The organism is Bradyrhizobium sp. Cp5.3 (genome assembly GCF_000426265.1).
GTDB lineage: Bacteria > Pseudomonadota > Alphaproteobacteria > Rhizobiales > Xanthobacteraceae > Bradyrhizobium > Bradyrhizobium neotropicale.
Genome location: NZ_KE384515.1, coordinates 381879 through 400028 on the forward strand (window position 1 = coordinate 381879; position 18150 = coordinate 400028).

Below are 18150 nucleotides of genomic sequence, written 5' to 3' on the forward strand. Positions count from 1 at the left end.
CGTGCAATGGATGGTGCAGGCAGCCTCACCCGGTCACTTTTCAGATCGCTGAGGCCCCAAGCTGACCTGAAGGCGGCCGCTATTGGAGCGGTCGTGCTTCTGCGCGAGTGGGTGCAGGAGAAGCGCGACGAGAAGCGCGCTGTCGCCAACGACAAGCTCAAGGCCAAGGCCAGAGCCGTCGTCGAGCGCGAGACGCCGCCGCGCGTGGTTGCGCTGGTCGAACGCTATCTGCCGCGCCGGGTCGGGATCAGCATGACCGTGCTGCTCCTGATCGGAAGCTGCGGCTTCGGCATCGTCAAGGGTGGCCACCTCCAGGATTTCATCACGGCCGTCAGCGACGCGCGCAATGCGATGGCCAATTCCGCCGGCTTCCGCATCACCTCCGTCGTGATCAACGGCCGCAAGCAGCTCACACAGGACGAGATCCTCGCGATCGGCGGCGTCAGCGGCCGCTCCTCGCTGCTGTTCCTCGACGCCGACGGCGTCCGCGACAAGCTCAAGGCCAATCCCTGGATCGCGGATGCGACCGTGCTGAAGCTCTATCCGGGCCAGCTCATGATCGAGATCACCGAGCGCAAGGCGTTCGCGCTGTGGCAGGAGGGCGGTCGGCTCTCCGTGATCGCCGATGACGGCGCCGTGCTCGAGCCCTATGTCTCGCGCCGCTTCCTGTCGCTGCCGCTGGTGGTCGGCAAGGGCGCCGACACGCAAGCCCGCGATTTCCTCGCGCTGCTGGCGCGCTATCCGCAAGTGAATTCGGTGACCAAGGCTGCGATCTTCGTCGGCGAGCGGCGCTGGAACCTGAGGCTCAAGGACGGGCTCGACATCCGCCTGCCCGAGCAGGACGTCGGCAACGCGCTCGCCGCGCTCTCCAAGCTCGACAAGGACGAAAAGCTGTTCTCCCGCGACATCGTCGCCGTCGACATGCGCCTGCCGGATCGGTTGGTGGTGCAACTCTCTGACGACGCCGCGAAGGCGCGCGAGGAGCAGTTCAAGGACAAGAAGTCCAAGAAGAAGGCCGGGGATTCCGCATGACCGGTCTCGATCGCACCCAGACGCCGAAGACACGCCCGATGCCGCACAAGCGCGGCGGCCTCGTCGCCTGCCTCGACATCGGCACCAGCAAGATGGCCTGCATGATCGCCCGGCTGAAGCCGTCGGCGCCGAGCGAAGCGCTGCGCGGCCGCACCCATGCGGTGGAATTGATCGGCTACAGCCAGATCCAGTCGCGCGGCATGAAAGCCGGCGCGGTGATCGATCTCGGCGAATGCGAGCAGGGGGTGCGCCAGGCCGTCGCGCTCGCCGAGAAGATGGCCAAGGTGCAGGTCGAGTCGGTGCTGCTATCGGTCTCCGGCGGCAGGCCCGCGGGCCAGCTCGTCGAGGCCGCAGCCGATATTCGCGGCGGCGCGGTCACGCCGGCCGACGTCAATCGCGTTACCTCCGCCGGCATGCGCCATGCGACAGGCGAGGGCCGCACCGTGCTGCACGCGCTTCCGGTCGGCTACACGCTCGATGGCGTCAAGGGCATCCGCGATCCTCGCGGCATGGTCGCGCATCAGTTCGGCGTCGACATGAACGTCGTCACCTGCGACGCCACGGTGGCGCGGAACCTGATGCTGGCGGTGGAGCGCTGCCACATCAACGTCGAAGCCATGGCAGCGAGCCCTTATGTGGCCGGCCTGTCGGTGCTGACCGACGACGAAGCCGATCTCGGCGCTGCCGTCATCGAGATGGGCGCGGGCACCACGACGATCGCGATCTATTCCGGCGGCCGCTTCGTGCATGCCGCGGGTTTCGCGGTCGGCGGGCAACACATCACGATGGATCTCGCACGCGGACTCTCGGCGACCATTGCCGATGCCGAGCGAATCAAGACCTTATATGGCACCGTCCTCACCGGCGGATCGGACTCGCGTGAGCTGATGTCTGTGCCGACAGCCGGTGACGAGCAGGATCTGCCGCAGATCGTTTCCCGCGCCACTATCGCCAACATCGTCAAGCACCGTGCCGAGGAAATCTTCGAAATGGTCCGGGACCGGCTGAAGGATTCCCCCTTCGCGGCCGAACCCAACGGCCGTGTCGTACTCTCGGGTGGCGCCTCGCAGCTCACCGGCCTCGTCGAACTCGGAACGCAGATTCTCGGCCGGCCCGTGCGGGTCGGACGTCCGCTCGGCTTCGGCCGGCTGCCCAACGAGGCGAAGAACGCCGCATTCGCGGTGCCCGCCGGGCTTCTGGTCTACCCGCAATATGTTCACCTCGAACATGTCGAACCGCGGCATACGCGGCAGCAGGTCAAGACAGGGACCGGTGGTTATTTCGGAAAGGTCGGACGATGGCTACGCGAGGGCTTCTGATGAACCGGTTCCGCAATCTTCGATTTTCACCAACTCCCGCGGCCGCCGGCCGGGGCGAACCCACGCGCACGTGATCGAGAGGCAAACATGACCATCAATATCAATGTTCCTGATATTCACGAATTGAAGCCGCGGATCACCGTGTTCGGCGTCGGCGGTGCGGGCGGCAACGCCGTCAACAACATGATCACGGCGGGCCTGCAGGGCGTCGACTTCGTGGTCGCCAACACCGACGCGCAGGCGCTGACGATGTCGAAGGCGCAGCGCATCGTGCAGATGGGCACCGCGGTGACGCAAGGGTTGGGCGCCGGTTCGCAGCCCAACGTCGGCGCGGCCGCTGCGGAAGAAGTGCTCGACGAGCTGCGTGACCATCTCTCCGGCGCCAACATGGTGTTCGTCACCGCCGGCATGGGCGGCGGCACCGGCACCGGCGCAGCTCCCGTGATCGCCAAGACCGCGCGCGAGATGGGCATCCTCACCGTCGGCGTCGTCACCAAGCCCTTCCACTTCGAGGGCGGCCGCCGCATGCGCACTGCTGAAGCCGGCATCAACGAGCTTCACAAGGTCGTCGACACGCTGCTGATCATCCCGAACCAGAACCTGTTCCGGGTCGCCAACGAGAAGACCACCTTCGCCGACGCCTTCGCGATGGCCGACCAGGTGCTCTACTCGGGCGTTGCCTGCATCACTGACCTGATGGTCAAGGAAGGCCTGATCAACCTCGACTTCGCCGACGTCCGCGCCGTCATGCGCGAGATGGGCAAGGCGATGATGGGCACCGGCGAAGCCTCCGGCGACAAGCGCGCGCTGACCGCCGCTGAAGCCGCGATCGCCAACCCGCTGATCGACGATAGCTCGATGAAGGGTGCCAAGGGCCTCCTGATCTCCATCACCGGCGGCAAGGACCTGACCCTGTTCGAAGTCGACGAAGCCGCGACCCGCATCCGCGAGGAGGTCGACCAGGACGCCAACATCATCGTCGGCGCTACCTTCGACGAAGCGCTCGACGGCCTGATCCGCGTCTCGGTCGTTGCCACCGGCATCGAGCAAGCCGCGATCGCCCGCAACACCCAGGCGACCAGCGCCCCGGTTGCGAACGCGGCGCCCCAGGCGCAGGCTCCGGCCGCGGTTGCCGAGAGCCGCCTTGCTGACCTGACCGCGCGTCTGCGCGCCGACAATCAGCGTCTGGCCGAGCGCGCCCAGAAGCTGGAAGCTCAGATCCCGGCAACGGCGCCCGCGCCGGTTGCGGCCGCTCCGACGGCACCGCGTCCCAACGTCGAGCGCGCCGCGCTCGCCGCCATCGCCGCCGCGGTTGCTCCGAACGTCCCGGCGGCACCGGTGCAGCCCGCCTCCTATGGTGACGTCACCGTGCGCCCGATCGCGCAGAAGCCCACCCTGTTCCCGGAACCTGAGCAGGCCCCGGTCGCCATGCAGGAGCCGATGACGCCCGATACCTTCATTCCGCCGCAGGCCGAGCGCCCGCCGATGCGTGCGCCGCGGATGCCGCGTCTCGACGAACTGCCGATGCCGGCTCAGGCCGAGATTCGTCAGGCCCGCGGTGAGGTCGAGGAGGAGCACCCGCAAAAGACGCGCCTCTCGCTGCTCCAGCGTCTCGCCAATGTCGGTCTTGGCCGCCGCGAAGAGGAAAGCGAGCCGCCGATCGCGGCCCGTACCGCGGGTCCGGCAATGCCGCCGCTGCCCGACCGCAAGCCGCAGCGCAGCGTCGCCCAGCAAATCGCGGCCAGTGAACCGCCAGTATCGGAGTATGCTCGCCGGCCGGCGCCGCAAGGGCTGGACGCCCATGGCCGCCCCGCGCCTGTTGCGCCGGCGCCACAGGGAGACGACCATCTTGATATCCCGGCCTTCCTACGACGGCAGGCGACCTGAGGATTGTTACAATTAGGCAGACGAAAAAAGGTCCCGGCGGGAAGCTTGCCGGGACCTTTCCATTTTCAACGTAAGAGCCCGGATTGCGCGTTCAAGCAACTGATTTTAAATCATTAATTATGCTTTCGGTGGTTCAGTAAAACTGCCGAAAACCGCCCTCAACCGCGGCGCAATTTGGTTAAGCCTTGGCGCGAATACGGCAGAGTTGGGGTAACAATCGGTAAAAAAGCGTGAGTTGGCGCTGTTTAGGGCAGTGACTATGGTTCAGCACGACTTGGGGATACGGAGATTCGGGCGGTCGACTGCGGTCGGTCAGTTGGGTCTTGTATAAGTCGCAGTGGGTCATAGTGGGGCGGGTTCCCGATGAAATTTAGCCGGCAAACAACGCTTCGTGCGCAAGCCACCGTGGCCGGCGTCGGCGTACACTCCGGTTCTCCCGTTACTCTCACGCTCGGGCCTGCACCTGTCGATGCAGGTTATATTTTTGTCCGCACCGGCCTTGAGGGAAATGACCGCGAAGTTCAGGCGACCGCCGAGCAGGTGATCGCGACCGAGTTCGCGACTGTCCTCGGTGACCGCGACGGTCCGCTGGTCGCCACCGCCGAGCACGTCCTTGCTGCACTGCGGGGCATGGGGGTGGACAACGCCATCATCGAGATCGACGGCCCTGAAGTGCCGATCATGGACGGCAGCGCTGCGGCCTTCATTGCGGCGATCGATCAGGCCGGGATCGTCACCCAGCCGGCGCAGCGCCGCTTTATCCAGGTCCTGAAGCCGGTCTCGGTTGCGATCGGCGACTCCTTCGGCGAGCTGCGGCCCTTCGCGGGCGGGTTTCGCGCCGAAATCGACATCGATTTCGCCCATCCGGTGATCGGCAAGCAGAGCTACGCGCTCGAGCTCAATCCGGAGCGTTTCCGCCGCGAAATCGGCCGTGCCCGGACCTTCGGCATGATGTCCGATCAGGCACGCCTCTGGAGCGCGGGCTACGCGCTCGGCGCCTCCTTCGAAAATACCGTGGTGTTCGACGACGAGCGGCTGCTCAATCCCGAAGGCCTGCGCTACGCCGACGAATGCGTGCGCCACAAGGTTCTGGACGTCATCGGCGATCTGGCGCTGGCTGGCCTGCCGCTGCTCGGGGCCTATCGCTCGGTTCGCGGCGGCCACAAGCTCAACCACGCCGTTCTCACCGCGTTGCTGGGCGACCGTACCGCCTGGCGTGTGGTCGAGGGCGAGGCGGCCCGCCGCACCACCCGTCCGGTGGTCGAGGTCGGCAGCGGTATCGTCGGTGGCCGGATTGCCGCGGCCTACGGGCCGGACGTGTCCTGAAGGACCTGTCGTCGCGGGCATCTGGTGGCCTGCGGCCCCTGCGAAACACCTGGTAACCATGATCGGCTACCATGACGCGTGGCCGCCTTAATCCGGGCGAATTGCGCACCTATCCGGTCGTTTAACGATCGTTTTTATGGATACATCGGCGTGGTCGCATTGGCAGGGCGCCACGGACAATCTCGCGTCCATGACGGGGTATGACCGGTTCATGGGATGGCGGGCATCGCATCACAGGGCGACGAGTCTCAATTCATGTCGGCACAGCGAATGACGCGCGAATATTTTCCGGTTTCGCCCAAGGCGTCGATCAAGATTCGCCCGCTGGCGCAGGCCGCGACCTTGTTCGTTCTCGCGCTGCCGCTGGCCGGCTGCGGTACCGGCGCACTCTGGGACAAGTTCACCGCCAAAGACGACACCTTCGTCGAGGAGCCCGCCGACAAGCTCTACAATGAGGGCCTGTACCTCATGAACGAGAAGAAGGACATGAAGGCGGCGAACAAGAAGTTCGAAGAGGTCGACCGCCAGCATCCCTATTCCGACTGGGCGCGCAAATCGCTGCTGATGTCGGCCTACGCCGCCTACCAGGGCGGCGACTATGACGGCTGCATCGGCGCCGCCACCCGCTACGTCACGCTGCATCCCGGCAGCCCGGATGCCGCCTACGCGCAATATCTGATCGCCGCCTCCCATTACGACCAGATCCCGGATATCAGCCGCGACCAGGGCCGCACCGAGAAGGCGGTCGCCTCGCTGGAAGAGGTGGTGCGCAAATATCCGAGCTCGGAATATGCGGTCAGCGCCAAGGCCAAGATCGAGGGGGCGCGCGACCAGCTCGCCGGCAAGGAAATGAATGTCGGCCGCTACTACATGCAGAAGCGCGACTACACCGCCGCGATCAATCGCTTCAAGGCCGTCGTGACGCAGTATCAGACCACGCGCCATGTCGAAGAGGCGCTGTTCCGGCTCACCGAGGCCTATATGGCCATCGGCATCGTCGGCGAGGCCCAGACTGCGGCCGCCGTGCTCGGGCACAATTTTCCTGACAGCCGCTGGTACAAGGACGCCTATAATCTTGTAAAATCCGGCGGTCTCGAGCCGAGCGAGAATCAGGGGTCCTGGATCAGCAGGACCTTCAAGAAAATGGGCCTCGGCTAGGAAATTTGGGGTTCCATGCTGGCGCGTCTGTCGATCCGTGACATCGTCCTGATCGAACGGCTCGATATCGAATTCGCTCCCGGCCTTGCGGTTTTGACCGGCGAGACCGGTGCGGGCAAATCCATCCTGCTCGATGCCTTTGCGCTGGCGCTCGGCGGCCGCGGCGACGCCGGCCTCGTGCGCCACGGGGTGGAGCAGGGGCAGGTCACCGCGGTCTTCGACGTGCCGAAGACCCATCCCGCCACGAAGATCCTGGCCGAGAACGGGCTGGACGACACCGGCGAGATGATTCTCCGCCGGGTGCAGCTCGCCGACGGCCGCACCCGCGCCTTCATCAACGACCAGTCGATCAGCGTGCAGACCCTCAAGGCGGTCGGCGCCGCGCTGGTCGAAATCCACGGCCAGCATGACGAGCGCGCGCTGGTCGATGCCGCCACCCATCGCCGCCTGCTCGATGCCTTTGCCGGCCTCGAAAAGGACGTCGCGGTAGTCGAATCGCTCTGGGAGGCGCGCCGCACCGCCAATACCGCTCTGGAGGAGCATCGGGCCGGCATGGAGCGCGCCGCCCGGGAGGCCGACTATTTGCGCCACGCCTCCGACGAATTGAAGCGGCTCGCGCCCAAGGACGGCGAGGAGACTTCGCTCGCCTCGCGCCGTACCACCATGATGCAGGGTGAGAAGATCGCCTCCGACCTGCGTGAGGCGCAGGAAGCGGTCGGCGGCAATCACTCGCCGGTCGCGGCCCTGTCCGCCGCGGTACGCCGGCTGGAGCGCCGCGGGGTCAATTCGCCGGCGCTGGTCGAGCCTGCGGTCAAGGCGATCGATGCCGCGATCAACGCGCTGGAGGAGGCGGATCAGCACCTCCAGGCCGCTTTGGCCGCGACCGATTTCGATCCGGCCGAGCTCGAACGCATCGAGGAGCGTCTGTTCGCGCTGCGCGCCGCCTCCCGCAAATATTCCACGCCGGTCGATGGGCTGGCCGCGCTTGCCGCCAAATACGCCGCCGACGTCGTGCTGATCGATGCCGGCGCCACGCAGCTCAAGAAGCTCGAGCAGGCCGCGATCGAGGCCGATTCGCGCTATGCGGCCGCCGCCAAGAAATTGTCGCTGGCGCGGCAGAAATCGGCGGAGAAGCTCAACAAGGCCGTCAATGCCGAGCTCGCACCGCTCAAGCTCGAACGCGCGAAGTTCATGACGCAGGTCGAGACCGACGAGACCGCACCGGGCCCACAAGGCTTCGACCGCGTCGAGTTCTGGGTGCAGACCAATCCCGGCACCAAGCCAGGACCGCTGATGAAGGTCGCTTCCGGTGGCGAGCTGTCGCGCTTCCTGCTCGCGCTCAAGGTCGTGCTGTCCGATCGCGGCTCGGCGCCGACCCTGGTGTTCGACGAAATCGACACCGGCGTGGGCGGTGCGGTCGCGGACGCCATCGGCGCGCGGCTCGCCCGTCTTGCCGGCAAGGTCCAGGTGATGGCCGTGACCCACGCCCCGCAGGTCGCCGCGCGTGCCGACCAGCACCTGCTGATTTCCAAGGACGCGCTCGACAAGGGCAAGCGCGTCGCCACCCGCGTCAACGCTCTCGCCGCCGACCACCGCCGCGAGGAGATCGCGCGGATGCTGGCCGGCGCCGAGATCACGGCCGAGGCAAGGGCAGCGGCCGAACGGCTGCTGCGGGCGGCAACGGCTTAATTCTCGTGTCCCGGACGCGCGTAGCGCGAGCCGGGACCCAGAGCGCTGCCGCATGGGCCTCGGCTCTGCAGCGCATCGCTGAAGAAGCGCTGCGCTGCGTCCGGGGCATGAGACCCTAACCCGCCTTTACCGTCCCACCCGCTCCGTCGTATCCAAGCACCATGGCAAGAGCAGCAAAATCCAAGGCAAGGCCGCTTCGCGATATCGCCGATCTCACCAAGGCGCAGGCCAAGGTCGAGCACATGCGGCTCGCCCTCGAACTCGAGGAGCACGACAGGCGCTACTATCAAGAGGACGCGCCGACGGTTACCGACGCCGAGTACGACGGGCTGCGTCAGCGCTTCAATGCGATCGAGAAGCGCTTTCCCGAGTTCGTCAGCGCGGAGTCGCCGTCGCAGAAGGTCGGAGCCGCGCCGTCAGGGCGCTTCAAGAAGGTCCGGCATGCCGTTCCCATGCTGTCGCTCGACAATGCCTTTGCCGAAGAGGACGTCCGCGATTTCGTCGGCCGCATTGCACGGTTTCTCAAGCTTGCCGACGACAGGATCGATTTCTCCGCCGAGCCGAAGATCGACGGGCTCTCGATGTCGCTGCGCTATGAGGGCGGCGAGCTCGTCACCGCGGCGACGCGCGGCGACGGCGCCGAAGGCGAGGACGTCACCGCCAATGTCCGCACGCTCGAGGATGTGCCGCAGAAGCTGAAGGGCCGCAATGTCCCCGACATCTGCGAGGTGCGCGGCGAGGTCTACATGACCAAGAAGGCGTTCCTAGCGCTGAACGAGCGGCAGAAGGCTGAAGGCAGCACCATCTTCGCCAACCCGCGCAACTCGGCTGCGGGCTCGCTGCGGCAGAAGGACCCCACCATCACCGCCTCGCGTCCGCTCGGCTTCTTCGCTTACGCCTGGGGCGAGATGAGCGCGATGCCCGAGGGCACGCAGAGCGGCATGATCCATTGGTTCGAGCGCTGCGGCTTCAAGACCAATCCGCTAACCAAGCTGTGTCACTCGGTCGAGGAGCTGCTCGCCTTTCATCATTCGATCGAGGAGCAGCGCGCCGAGCTCGACTACGACATCGACGGCGTGGTTTACAAGGTCGATCGCATCGACTGGCAGGAGCGGCTCGGCTTCGTCTCGCGCACGCCGCGCTGGGGCATCGCACACAAATTCCCGGCCGAACGCGCCATGACGGTGCTGCGCGACATCGAGATCCAGGTCGGTCGCACCGGCTCCTTCACGCCCGTCGGCAAGCTCGAGCCGGTCGGCGTCGGCGGCGTGATCGTGCAGAACGTCACGCTGCACAACGAGGACTATATCAAGGGCATCGGCAACAAGGGCGAGGTCTTGCGCGAGGGGCGCGATATCCGGATCGGCGACACCGTCGTGATCCAGCGCGCCGGCGACGTCATCCCGCAGGTGGTCGATGTCGTCATCGACAAGCGGCCGAGAAACGCGAAGGAATTCCACTTCCCGAAGAGGTGCCCGTGCCCGCTGCACACCGATGTCGTGCGCGAGGAGACGGCCGCCGGCGAGGAGGGGTCGCGCGCCCGCTGCACCGGCGAGTTCGCCTGTCCCTATCAGAAGATCGAGCACCTGAAACTGTTCGTGTCGCGGCGGGCGTTCGACATCGACGGCTTGGGGGAAAAGCAGCTCCAATATTTCTTCGACGAAGGCTGGGTGAAGGAGCCCGCCGACATCTTCACGCTGGAGAAGCGCAACGCGAAGCTCAAGCTTGAGGAGATCGAGGGCTACGGTGCGACCTCGGTGCGCAACCTGTTCGGCGCCATCGAGAGCCGGCGCAAGATCGCGCTGGAGCGTTTCATCTACGCGCTCGGCATGCGCCATGTCGGCGAGACCACGGCGCTGGCGCTGGCGCGCGGCTATGGCTCATGGGACGCCTTCCACGATGCCTGCCTCAAGGTCGCCAAAGGCGATGAGGAGACCATGGCCGACATGGATGCGCTCGACCAGATCGGCGACACCGTGATCAAGAGCATCGCCGACTATTTCGGCGAGAGCCACAATCGCGGCATCGTCGAGCGGCTGACCGGCGAGGTCGACATCGTCGACGCCGAGAAGCCGAAGAGCAACTCGCCGGTCGCCGGGAAGACCGTCGTGTTCACGGGCTCGCTGGAGAAGATGACGCGCGATGAGGCGAAAGCGACGGCGGAGCGGCTGGGCGCAAAGGTGTCCGGCTCGGTATCGAAGAAGACCGACCTCGTGGTCGCCGGCCCCGGCGCCGGCTCCAAGCTCGCGGAAGCCAACAAGCACGGCGTCAAGGTGCTGACCGAGGACGAGTGGCTGAAGCTGATCGGGGAGTAAGGTATTCTTTCGTCATTGCGAGCGAAGCGAAGCAATCCAGAATCTTTCCGCGGTGACAGTCTGGATTGCTTCGCTTCGCTCGCAATGACGAAAGGAGGCGTCCTGCGCTCCCTCACATCATCCCGCTCTCTTCCTCCTCCGCCTGCTCGATCAGCTCCTCGCTCACGACCACCTCCCGTCGCGGCACGATGAAGATCATCGTGGCGGCGCAGAGCAGCGAGATCGCTGTTATCGCCGAGGTCAGCGGCAGCGTCGTGGTGGAATGGCCGCCGAGATAGGCACCGAATTGCGACATCAAGGCGCCGATGCCCTGCTGCAGAAAGCCCATCGCGCCCGATGCGGTGCCCGCGGCCTCGGGGCGGATGCTGATCGCGCCGGCGGCCGAATTCGCCATCACGAAGGCATTGCCGGCCATCACGATCATCTGCGTGCCGAACAGCCAGGCGGGTGCTTCGTTCCACCCGGTGAGGCTCCACAGCAGGTTCAACAGGCTGCCGCAGAGCTGCAGACCGAGCCCGAACCAGATCAGCTTCTCCAGCGAGTGGCGCGGCGCAAAGCGCACGCAGAGGAGATTGCCGACCAGATAGGCGAAGCCGGTCGTTGCGAACCATGCGCCATATTCGGCGCTGCTGCGGCCCATCTGCGTCACCACGATGTAGGGGCCGCCGCCGGCGAAGGCGAAGATGATCTGGGACGCCAGCACCTGGCACAGCACATAGCCGACGAAGGCGCGATTGCGGATCAACATGCCCACGTCGCCGCGAAAGCCGCTGCCGGCTGCGCGGCTCCGGCGCGTCTCCGGCAGCGCGAATGCGATGCCCAGAGCGACCGCGATCGCGCCGATCGTGATGGCATAGAAGATCGCGCGCCAGCCGAACGCCGTTTCGATCAGACCGCCGGTCAGCGGCGAGAGCATCTGTCCGATCATGAGCGCCGCGACCACGAGGCTGATCATGGAGGCGACGCGGTCGCGCTCATAGATGTCGCGGATGATGGCTCGGCTCACCACCATGCCGGTGGCGCCGCCCAGCGCTTGGAAGAAGCGCGCGGCGATCAGTTGCGGCAGGTTGTCTGCGAAGATGCAGGCGATGCTGGCCGCGACCATCAGTGCGAGGCCTGCGAGCAGCACCGGACGCCGCCCGAACTTGTCGGACAGCGGTCCCATGACGAGCTGCGAGCAGGCGATGCCGACCATGTAGAGCGACACCGTCATCTGCGCGATCGAGATGTCGCGGCCGAAGGTCGATGCCAGCACCGGCAGCGCCGGAACGAGCATGTAGAGCGAGATCGGCGCAATCCCGGTCATGACGACCAGCAACAGCAGCACCACGCGCGATGTCGCGATGTTGCCGTGCGCTGCCGCTCCGGGCGGCCTGTTGATCATGCCGTGCATGCGTGTCCGTCTCTTCACGAATTCGAATCGACTGTAACGTGCTCGCGCAAGACGGATATCGGCGTTTCGGAATGCGGCCATACCGAATCCGGGACGGTGATAATAACCGTGCGCGGAGGGGCCGTTATTCTACGGGGAGAGCTGTGATGTTGGTGCGCTCGCGCCTCATCGCAGGTGTCATTCCCCGCGAAAGCGGGGAATCCAGTACGCCGCGGCTTCTCCGCATACGTGTACTGTCTCTGGAATACTGGATGCCCCGCTTTCGCGGGGCATGACGGGAGGTTGGTTGAGCCTTGCGCAAATCACGTAGTGCTATGCGTGCGCTACTTCAGCTCCGCCGTTGCCTGATCCAGCCACGCCCTGGTCGCCTCATCCAGCGCCGGCCGCACCTCGGCCTTTACCCGCGTGTGGTAGGCATTGAGCCAATCGAGCTCGTCGCGGCTCAGCATCGCGACGTCGATCAGGCGGCGGTCGATCGGCGCCAGCGTCAGCGTCTCGAACGCGTTCATCGATTTTTCGGCGCCCGGAATCTCCGCGGCGACGACCAATTCAAGATTCTCGATGCGGATGCCGAAACCGTCGGTCTTGTAGTAGCCGGGCTCGTTCGAGAGGATCATGCCGCGCTTCAGCGGCGTGGTGCCGAGCTTGGAGATCCGTGCCGGCCCCTCATGCACCGACAGATAGCTGCCGACGCCGTGGCCGGTGCCATGCTCGAAATCGACGCCGGCGGCCCAGAGATATTGCCGCGCCAGCGTGTCGAGCTGCGCGCCAGTGGTGCCGTCGGGGAAGACCGCGCGCGCGATTGCGATATGGCCGCGCAAGACGCGGGTGAAGCGGTCGCGCATCTCGTCCGTAGGCTCGCCGACCGCCATGGTGCGGGTGACGTCGGTGGTGCCGTCCTCATATTGCGCACCGGAATCGATCAGCAGGAGGTCGCCGCGGGCAATCCGCCGGTTGCTCTTGCGGGTGACGCGGTAATGCACGATGGCGCCGTTCGGCCCCGTTCCGGAGATGGTCGGGAACGACACGTCCTTGAGCGCGCCGGTGTCGCGGCGAAACGTTTCCAGCGCCTCGACCGCGTCGATCTCGGTGAGCTTGCCGCTTTCCGCCTCGCGGTCGATGAAGGCGAGAAAGCGTGCCAGCGCCACGGCATCGCGCCGGTGCGCGGTCTTGGTGCCGGCGATCTCGGTCGTGTTCTTGACCGCCTTCAACAGTGCGATCGGATCGCTGCCGCGCACCGGCTTGCCGCCGGCGCCCGCAATCAACCGGCTGAGTGCATCAGCCGCAGTGGCATTGTCGAGCGCAATCGCGGCACCGCTCTTGGCAAGCGCCATCAGCGTCGGTGCCATCGCGTCGGGCTCGCGCACGTCGGCGGATTGCTCGAGATGGTCGCGGGTGAGATTGGAGAGCTTGCGATGGTCGATGAACACGGTCGGCCGGCCGATTTTCGGCACCAACGCGTAGGACAGGGGCAGCGGCGTATGCGCGACGTCGGCGCCGCGGATGTTGAAGGTCCAGGCCACCGCGTGGCTGTCGGACAGGACCAGCGCCTCGACGCCGAGCTTTTCGATCTCGGCCCGGATCTGCTTCAGCTTTTCGGCCTCGGCGGTGCCGGCAAATTGCAGGCCGTGCACCGCGACCGGCGCCAGCGGGGGCAGCGGCCGGTCCTGCCAGATCGCATCGACCGGGTTGCTGTCGACCGCCACCAGCTCGGCGCCCGCCTTGGCGCAGACGGCAGCGAGACGCTCGGCTGCCGCAGAAGTGTGCAGCCATGGATCAAATCCCAGGCGGTCGCCGGCCTTCAGATGCGCCGTCAGCCAGCTCTCCGGCGGCGGGTCGACCAGCGACTCCACCGCCCAGGCCTTCGCGTCGACCTGCTTGGCCGCCTGAAGCGTGTAGCGGCCGTCGACGAAGACCGCGGCCTCGTGGGTCAGCACCGCGGCAAGTCCCGCCGACCCCGTGAAGCCGGTCAGCCAGGCGAGCCGCTCTTCCGACGGTGGCACATATTCGTTCTGCTGCTGATCGGCACGCGGAATCACGAAACCGGTCAGCTTGCGGCGGGCGAGCTCTTCACGGAATGCGGCAAGCCGCGCCGTCAACGCGACGCCGGCCTCCGGCTCCTCGAATGTCTGGAAGTGCGCTTCGAACATGACGGCTCAATCTAGGATGATGGGGATCAGTCCGCAATGTAGACGCATTTGCAGCGCATTTGGCATGGACTGTGCTTGAAAAAGTTCTGCTTGAGTCGAGTGGAGTAACGGGATGCGGCCTTTGAGCTTCGTCCGGACAACAGGGAAATTCGAGCAAGTGTTTCTACTCAACGGCGAGGGGACACACGATGCCTGCGTTCACGTTTGAGAAGATTTCGCCGCCGGTCCGCCGCGCCCCGGCCGCAACGACGCCGAAGAAGCCGCGCGGCGTCATCAGCCAGATGATCGACCGTTTCGCCGAGCGCCGCGCCCGGCGCGCCCTGCAAGGCGAGCGCGTGCCGAAGCGGGGGGACGAGAGGGCGGCGGAGTAGCGCTGTGTCGACGATGTTGTAGGGTGGGTTAGCGTAGCGTAACCCACCGCATCCTGCGCGGCGACGGTAGTGGTGGGTTACGCCTTCGGCTAACCCACCCTACGATCGCTACAGCAGCTCACCCAACCTTCTGCAGCAACAGGCTGCTCCAGCCCTCGATCCGCAGGTGCCGCAGCGGCACGAGGCCGCGCGCGCGGTAGGCGGCGATGACCGCGGGGGCCTGGTGGGTCAGGAGGCCAGAGAGGATCACCCGGGCTCCAGGAGCGAGATGTTTCGCCATAGGGCTCGCCAATTGCCGCAACGGATTGGCAAGGATGTTGGCCAGCACCAGGTCGAACGGGCCGCACCCAGTGAAATCCGGCGCAGCGAAGCCGGTGGCGCGGATCACCCGCACAAGGTTACCAACTTCATTCAGCCTGGCGTTCTCGGCTGCCACGCGCACGGAAGGCGGATCGATGTCGGAGGCGAGTACCCCGCGGTGCAGCGCCTTGGCCGCCGCTATTCCCAGCACGCCGGTGCCGGTGCCGAGGTCGAGCACGCGCCGCGGGCGCGCACTCTTCAGGACATGGTCAAGCAGCAGTAAACAGCCGCGCGTCGTGCCGTGGTGGCCGGTGCCGAAGGCGAGCGCCGCCTCGATCTCGATGGCGAGCTTGTTCTGGGCCACGCGATCGCGATCATGGCTGCCGTGCACGACGAAGCGCCCGGCCGGCACCGGGATCAGATCCTCAAGGCTCGCCTTGACCCAGTCCTTGGCCTCGACCGTATCGAAGACGAGGGTGTCGGCGATCTCGTTTCCTGCTGAGGTTACAACGAGTTCGCGCAATAATGCCTGGTCCGGCGCCTCGGCGAAATGCAGCGTGACGTCCCATTGTCCGTCCGGCCGCTCGAAGGCGGCGACGGCCGCATCGCCCTCGAAAAAGACCTCTGTGAGCACGTCGACGACGCGCTTGGCCGCGGCCTCATTGCCGATCGAAAAGCTGGCGCGATGGGTGGGGGAAGGCTGCATCTGGAGGTCCCGCTGGCTTCAATTTTTGGAACTTTTGTTCCCAATTTTCCGCATAACTTGCTGTTCCCGGATTAACTTGACCGAAGGTTGTGCACCGTAGATTTCCGGATGTTGGGGTCAACCAACACACCTAGAAATGGAAACGGAGGCGAGTCTTGAAGCGTTTGGTTCAGAAGTTCTGGTCCGATGAATCCGGGGCGACGGCGATCGAATACGGCCTGATCGCAGCCGGTATCGCGCTGGCGATCATCACCGTGGTGAACAGCCTGGGCACCACCATGAACGACAAGTTCGGTTCGATTAGCACCTCCTTGAAGTAATTTCCGCCTCCCATTTCCCAGCGGGGGCTGTTTTCTTCATAGATTGCTTTTGACTTTCGCCCGCAGGGGAAATTGCCCCTGGCGGGCGAAGTCGTTTTGGATGCAAGGCTTTCGCAAGGGAAGGTACCCATGGGGCGACGGTCTAAAGCACCTGACGCGTCCGCAGACGTCGATCAGCGGCCGTTATCTTGGTTCAACGCTGAGATACAGCGCTGCTTGTACGGCTATGAAAGGGGCGGAACGAGCCAAGGCCGCAAAGCCTTTTTCAAGCGCCTAATCTGGACTGAGGCGGAGCGCGAGCGCGTCCATGGCGTCGCGGCCCCCAGCCGCCGATTTGGATCATAATTCAAACTGAGACACTACCCGATGTCCACAAGCCATCCGCTGGTTTCACCGGATGCTGTCCACCGGCTTATCCCGCCGCTTATCCCTGAGCATTCCACAGCCTTTCCCGGTACGTTCCAACAGCCCGTACACAGGCATCCGCCAGTCATGGCCCCGTTTGAATTGCCGCTCTGACCCACAGCCCGTCCACAGCCCATCCACAGCCTTATCCACGGCTTCCGAACAGCGCGCGGTGATCCCGCAGGATCACCTGCGCCGCGTTGTGGCCGGGGGCGCCGGTGACGCCGCCGCCGGGGTGGGCGCCGGAGCCGCAGTGATAGAGCCCCCTCAGCGGCCCGCGATAATCGGCATGGCCCAGCATCGGCCGCGCCGAGAACAGCTGGTTCAGCGTCAGCGCGCCGTGGAAGATGTCGCCGCCGACGAGACCGAACTGCCGCTCGAGATCGAGCGGCGAGAGGATCTGGCGGCCGAGCACGCTGCTCGCAAAACCGGGCGCGTATCGGTCCACCGTCGCGATCATGAGATCGGCGACCTCCTCGCGATGATCGTCCCAGGACTTGCCGTCGGGCAGTTCGGGCGCGACGTGCTGGCAGAACAGGCTCGCGACGTGCTTTCCTTCGGGCGCGAGCGTGTCGTCGAGCGTCGAGGGGATCAGCATCTCGACGACAGGCTCACGGCTCCAGCCCTGTGCGCGCGCATCGAGATACGCGCGGTCCATGTAGTTGAGGCTCGGCGCGATGATAATGCCCGAGGTGAGATGGTCGCCTTCGCCGGGCAGCGCGTTGAAGGAAGGCAAGCGGTCCAGCGCCACGTTCATGCGGAAGGTGCCGGAGCCGTTCTTCCAGTGGCGGATGCGGGCGAGGAAGTCCGCGGGCAGGGCGTTGGCCGCGATCAGCCGCGTATAGAGCAGCTTTGGATTGACGCTCGACGCGATATATTTCGCGCGGATCGTCTCGCCATTTTCGAGGATCACGCCCACAGCGCGGTCGCGCTCGACGATGACCTCGCGCACGCCGGTATCCGTATCAATCGCGACGCCCTGGTCGCGCGCGGCGCACGCCATCGCCTGCGTGATCGCCCCCATGCCGCCGATGGCGTGGCCCCAGACGCCCTTCTTGCCGTTCACCTCGCCGAAGGCATGGTGCAGCATCACATAGGCCGAGCCCGCCGCGTAGGGGCTGGCGTAATTGCCGACGATGGCGTCGAAGCCGAACAGCGCCTTGACGAGATCGTGCTCGAAGCGCTCGTCCAGCATCTCGCCGGCCGAACGGGTGAAGAGGTCGAGCAGACTGCGGCTCTGCTCCAGCGTCAGGGAGCGCAGGATGTTGGCGCTCTGGACCGCGTTCACGGCCTCGCGGAGTGAGCCAACACCAAAGCTGTCGAGCAGGTTCGGCGGCGCGCGTAGCACGAATTGCCGCAGCACGTCCGCGATGTCCTCCAGCTCGCGCGAGAAGCCGTCGAGCGCGTCAGCATCATGCGCGCTCAGTCGCGCGACCGAGTCTTTCGTTCGCCCTTCGCCGGTGAGGAGATAACTGCCGTCGGGGGCGGGCAAGAAATTCTGCGCGCGCCGTTCGACGACGCGCAGGCCGTGCTCGGCGAGCCTCAAGTCGCGGATCACCTGCGGATTGAGCAGGCTCACGGTGTAGGCCGCGACCGAATTGCGGAAACCCGGATGAAACTCCTCCGTGACCGCGGCCCCCCCGACCACCTTGCGGCGCTCGACCACGCGCACGCGCAGGCCCGCCATCGCGAGATAGGTTGCGCAGGTGAGGCCGTTATGGCCAGCGCCGATGATGACGACGTCGGTTTCGGTCATGAAAGGTTCAATGTTCCCTGGTC

The 18150-nt window shown here is 65.6% G+C and carries 13 protein-coding genes; 9 read left to right on the plus strand and 4 right to left on the minus strand.

From position 1 onward, the window contains the following. Window positions 1-6 precede the first annotated feature (6 nt). The 7 genes from K289_RS0142750 (at window position 7) to ligA (ending at window position 10726) form a co-directional block, all read left to right on the plus strand. Window positions 7-1032 (plus strand): cell division protein FtsQ/DivIB, encoded by a 1026-nt coding sequence (locus K289_RS0142750; protein ID WP_027556897.1) that lies wholly within the window; start codon window positions 7-9, stop codon window positions 1030-1032. Then, complete coding sequence (ftsA, locus tag K289_RS0142755; protein ID WP_027556898.1) at window positions 1029-2351, plus strand: cell division protein FtsA; 1323 nt, start codon at window positions 1029-1031, stop codon at window positions 2349-2351. Before K289_RS0142750 ends, ftsA begins: the two co-directional genes overlap by 4 nt. 87 nt (window positions 2352-2438) lie before the next feature. Next, complete coding sequence (ftsZ, locus tag K289_RS0142760; RefSeq protein ID WP_027556899.1) at window positions 2439-4238, plus strand: cell division protein FtsZ; 1800 nt, start codon at window positions 2439-2441, stop codon at window positions 4236-4238. Window positions 4239-4601: 363 nt separating this feature from the next. Further along, on the plus strand, window positions 4602-5564 hold the full coding sequence (gene lpxC / locus K289_RS0142765; RefSeq protein WP_027556900.1) for a UDP-3-O-acyl-N-acetylglucosamine deacetylase: 963 nt from the start codon (window positions 4602-4604) through the stop codon (window positions 5562-5564). A 255-nt stretch (window positions 5565-5819) separates the two neighbouring features. Further along, window positions 5820-6722: an outer membrane protein assembly factor BamD gene (locus tag K289_RS0142770; RefSeq protein ID WP_027556901.1), complete on the plus strand. Its 903-nt coding sequence runs from the start codon at window positions 5820-5822 to the stop codon at window positions 6720-6722. A gap of 15 nt (window positions 6723-6737) precedes the next feature. Then, a complete protein-coding gene (gene recN / locus K289_RS0142775) occupies window positions 6738-8411 on the plus strand; it encodes a DNA repair protein RecN (RefSeq protein WP_027556902.1) in 1674 nt (557 codons plus the stop codon). A 161-nt stretch (window positions 8412-8572) separates the two neighbouring features. Then, on the plus strand, window positions 8573-10726 hold the full coding sequence (ligA, locus tag K289_RS0142780; protein WP_027556903.1) for an NAD-dependent DNA ligase LigA: 2154 nt from the start codon (window positions 8573-8575) through the stop codon (window positions 10724-10726). Between the two features lie 112 nt (window positions 10727-10838). Here the strand turns inward: ligA and K289_RS0142785 are convergent, their stop codons facing one another. Beyond that, entirely contained in the window at window positions 10839-12119 is a 1281-nt protein-coding gene (locus K289_RS0142785) for a multidrug effflux MFS transporter (RefSeq protein ID WP_027556904.1), read from the minus strand. 323 nt (window positions 12120-12442) lie between these two features. Next, window positions 12443-14269 (minus strand): aminopeptidase P family protein, encoded by a 1827-nt coding sequence (locus K289_RS0142790; RefSeq protein ID WP_027556905.1) that lies wholly within the window; start codon window positions 14267-14269, stop codon window positions 12443-12445. A 188-nt stretch (window positions 14270-14457) separates the two neighbouring features. On the opposite strand from K289_RS0142790, the gene K289_RS0142795 reads away from it, so the two are divergent. Then, complete coding sequence (locus K289_RS0142795; protein ID WP_027556906.1) at window positions 14458-14640, plus strand: hypothetical protein; 183 nt, start codon at window positions 14458-14460, stop codon at window positions 14638-14640. 118 nt (window positions 14641-14758) lie between these two features. Here K289_RS0142795 and K289_RS0142800 read toward each other — a convergent pair whose 3' ends face one another. After that, a complete protein-coding gene (locus K289_RS0142800) occupies window positions 14759-15646 on the minus strand; it encodes a 50S ribosomal protein L11 methyltransferase (RefSeq protein ID WP_027556907.1) in 888 nt (295 codons plus the stop codon). A gap of 155 nt (window positions 15647-15801) precedes the next feature. On the opposite strand from K289_RS0142800, the gene K289_RS0142805 reads away from it, so the two are divergent. Beyond that, the gene (locus K289_RS0142805) at window positions 15802-15966 is read left to right on the plus strand and encodes a Flp family type IVb pilin (RefSeq protein ID WP_027556908.1); all 165 of its coding nucleotides are present in this window, start codon (window positions 15802-15804) and stop codon (window positions 15964-15966) included. 550 nt (window positions 15967-16516) lie between these two features. Here the strand turns inward: K289_RS0142805 and K289_RS0142810 are convergent. Beyond that, on the minus strand, window positions 16517-18127 hold the full coding sequence (locus K289_RS0142810) for an NAD(P)/FAD-dependent oxidoreductase (RefSeq protein WP_027556909.1): 1611 nt from the start codon (window positions 18125-18127) through the stop codon (window positions 16517-16519). Between the last annotated feature and the right edge of the window lie 23 nt (window positions 18128-18150).

What these genes read in the sequence shown, in the direction of transcription:
- K289_RS0142750 (WP_027556897.1), top strand. Translation starts at nt 7, where the DNA reads ATGGATGGTGCAGGCAGCCTCACCCGGTCACTTTTCAGATCGCTGAGG.
- ftsA (WP_027556898.1), top strand. Translation starts at nt 1,029, where the DNA reads ATGACCGGTCTCGATCGCACCCAGACGCCGAAGACACGCCCGATGCCG.
- ftsZ (WP_027556899.1), top strand. Translation starts at nt 2,439, where the DNA reads ATGACCATCAATATCAATGTTCCTGATATTCACGAATTGAAGCCGCGG.
- lpxC (WP_027556900.1), top strand. Translation starts at nt 4,602, where the DNA reads ATGAAATTTAGCCGGCAAACAACGCTTCGTGCGCAAGCCACCGTGGCC.
- K289_RS0142770 (WP_027556901.1), top strand. Translation starts at nt 5,820, where the DNA reads ATGTCGGCACAGCGAATGACGCGCGAATATTTTCCGGTTTCGCCCAAG.
- recN (WP_027556902.1), top strand. Translation starts at nt 6,738, where the DNA reads ATGCTGGCGCGTCTGTCGATCCGTGACATCGTCCTGATCGAACGGCTC.
- ligA (WP_027556903.1), top strand. Translation starts at nt 8,573, where the DNA reads ATGGCAAGAGCAGCAAAATCCAAGGCAAGGCCGCTTCGCGATATCGCC.
- K289_RS0142785 (WP_027556904.1), bottom strand. Translation starts at nt 12,119, where the DNA reads ATGCACGGCATGATCAACAGGCCGCCCGGAGCGGCAGCGCACGGCAAC.
- K289_RS0142790 (WP_027556905.1), bottom strand. Translation starts at nt 14,269, where the DNA reads ATGTTCGAAGCGCACTTCCAGACATTCGAGGAGCCGGAGGCCGGCGTC.
- K289_RS0142795 (WP_027556906.1), top strand. Translation starts at nt 14,458, where the DNA reads ATGCCTGCGTTCACGTTTGAGAAGATTTCGCCGCCGGTCCGCCGCGCC.
- K289_RS0142800 (WP_027556907.1), bottom strand. Translation starts at nt 15,646, where the DNA reads ATGCAGCCTTCCCCCACCCATCGCGCCAGCTTTTCGATCGGCAATGAG.
- K289_RS0142810 (WP_027556909.1), bottom strand. Translation starts at nt 18,127, where the DNA reads ATGACCGAAACCGACGTCGTCATCATCGGCGCTGGCCATAACGGCCTC.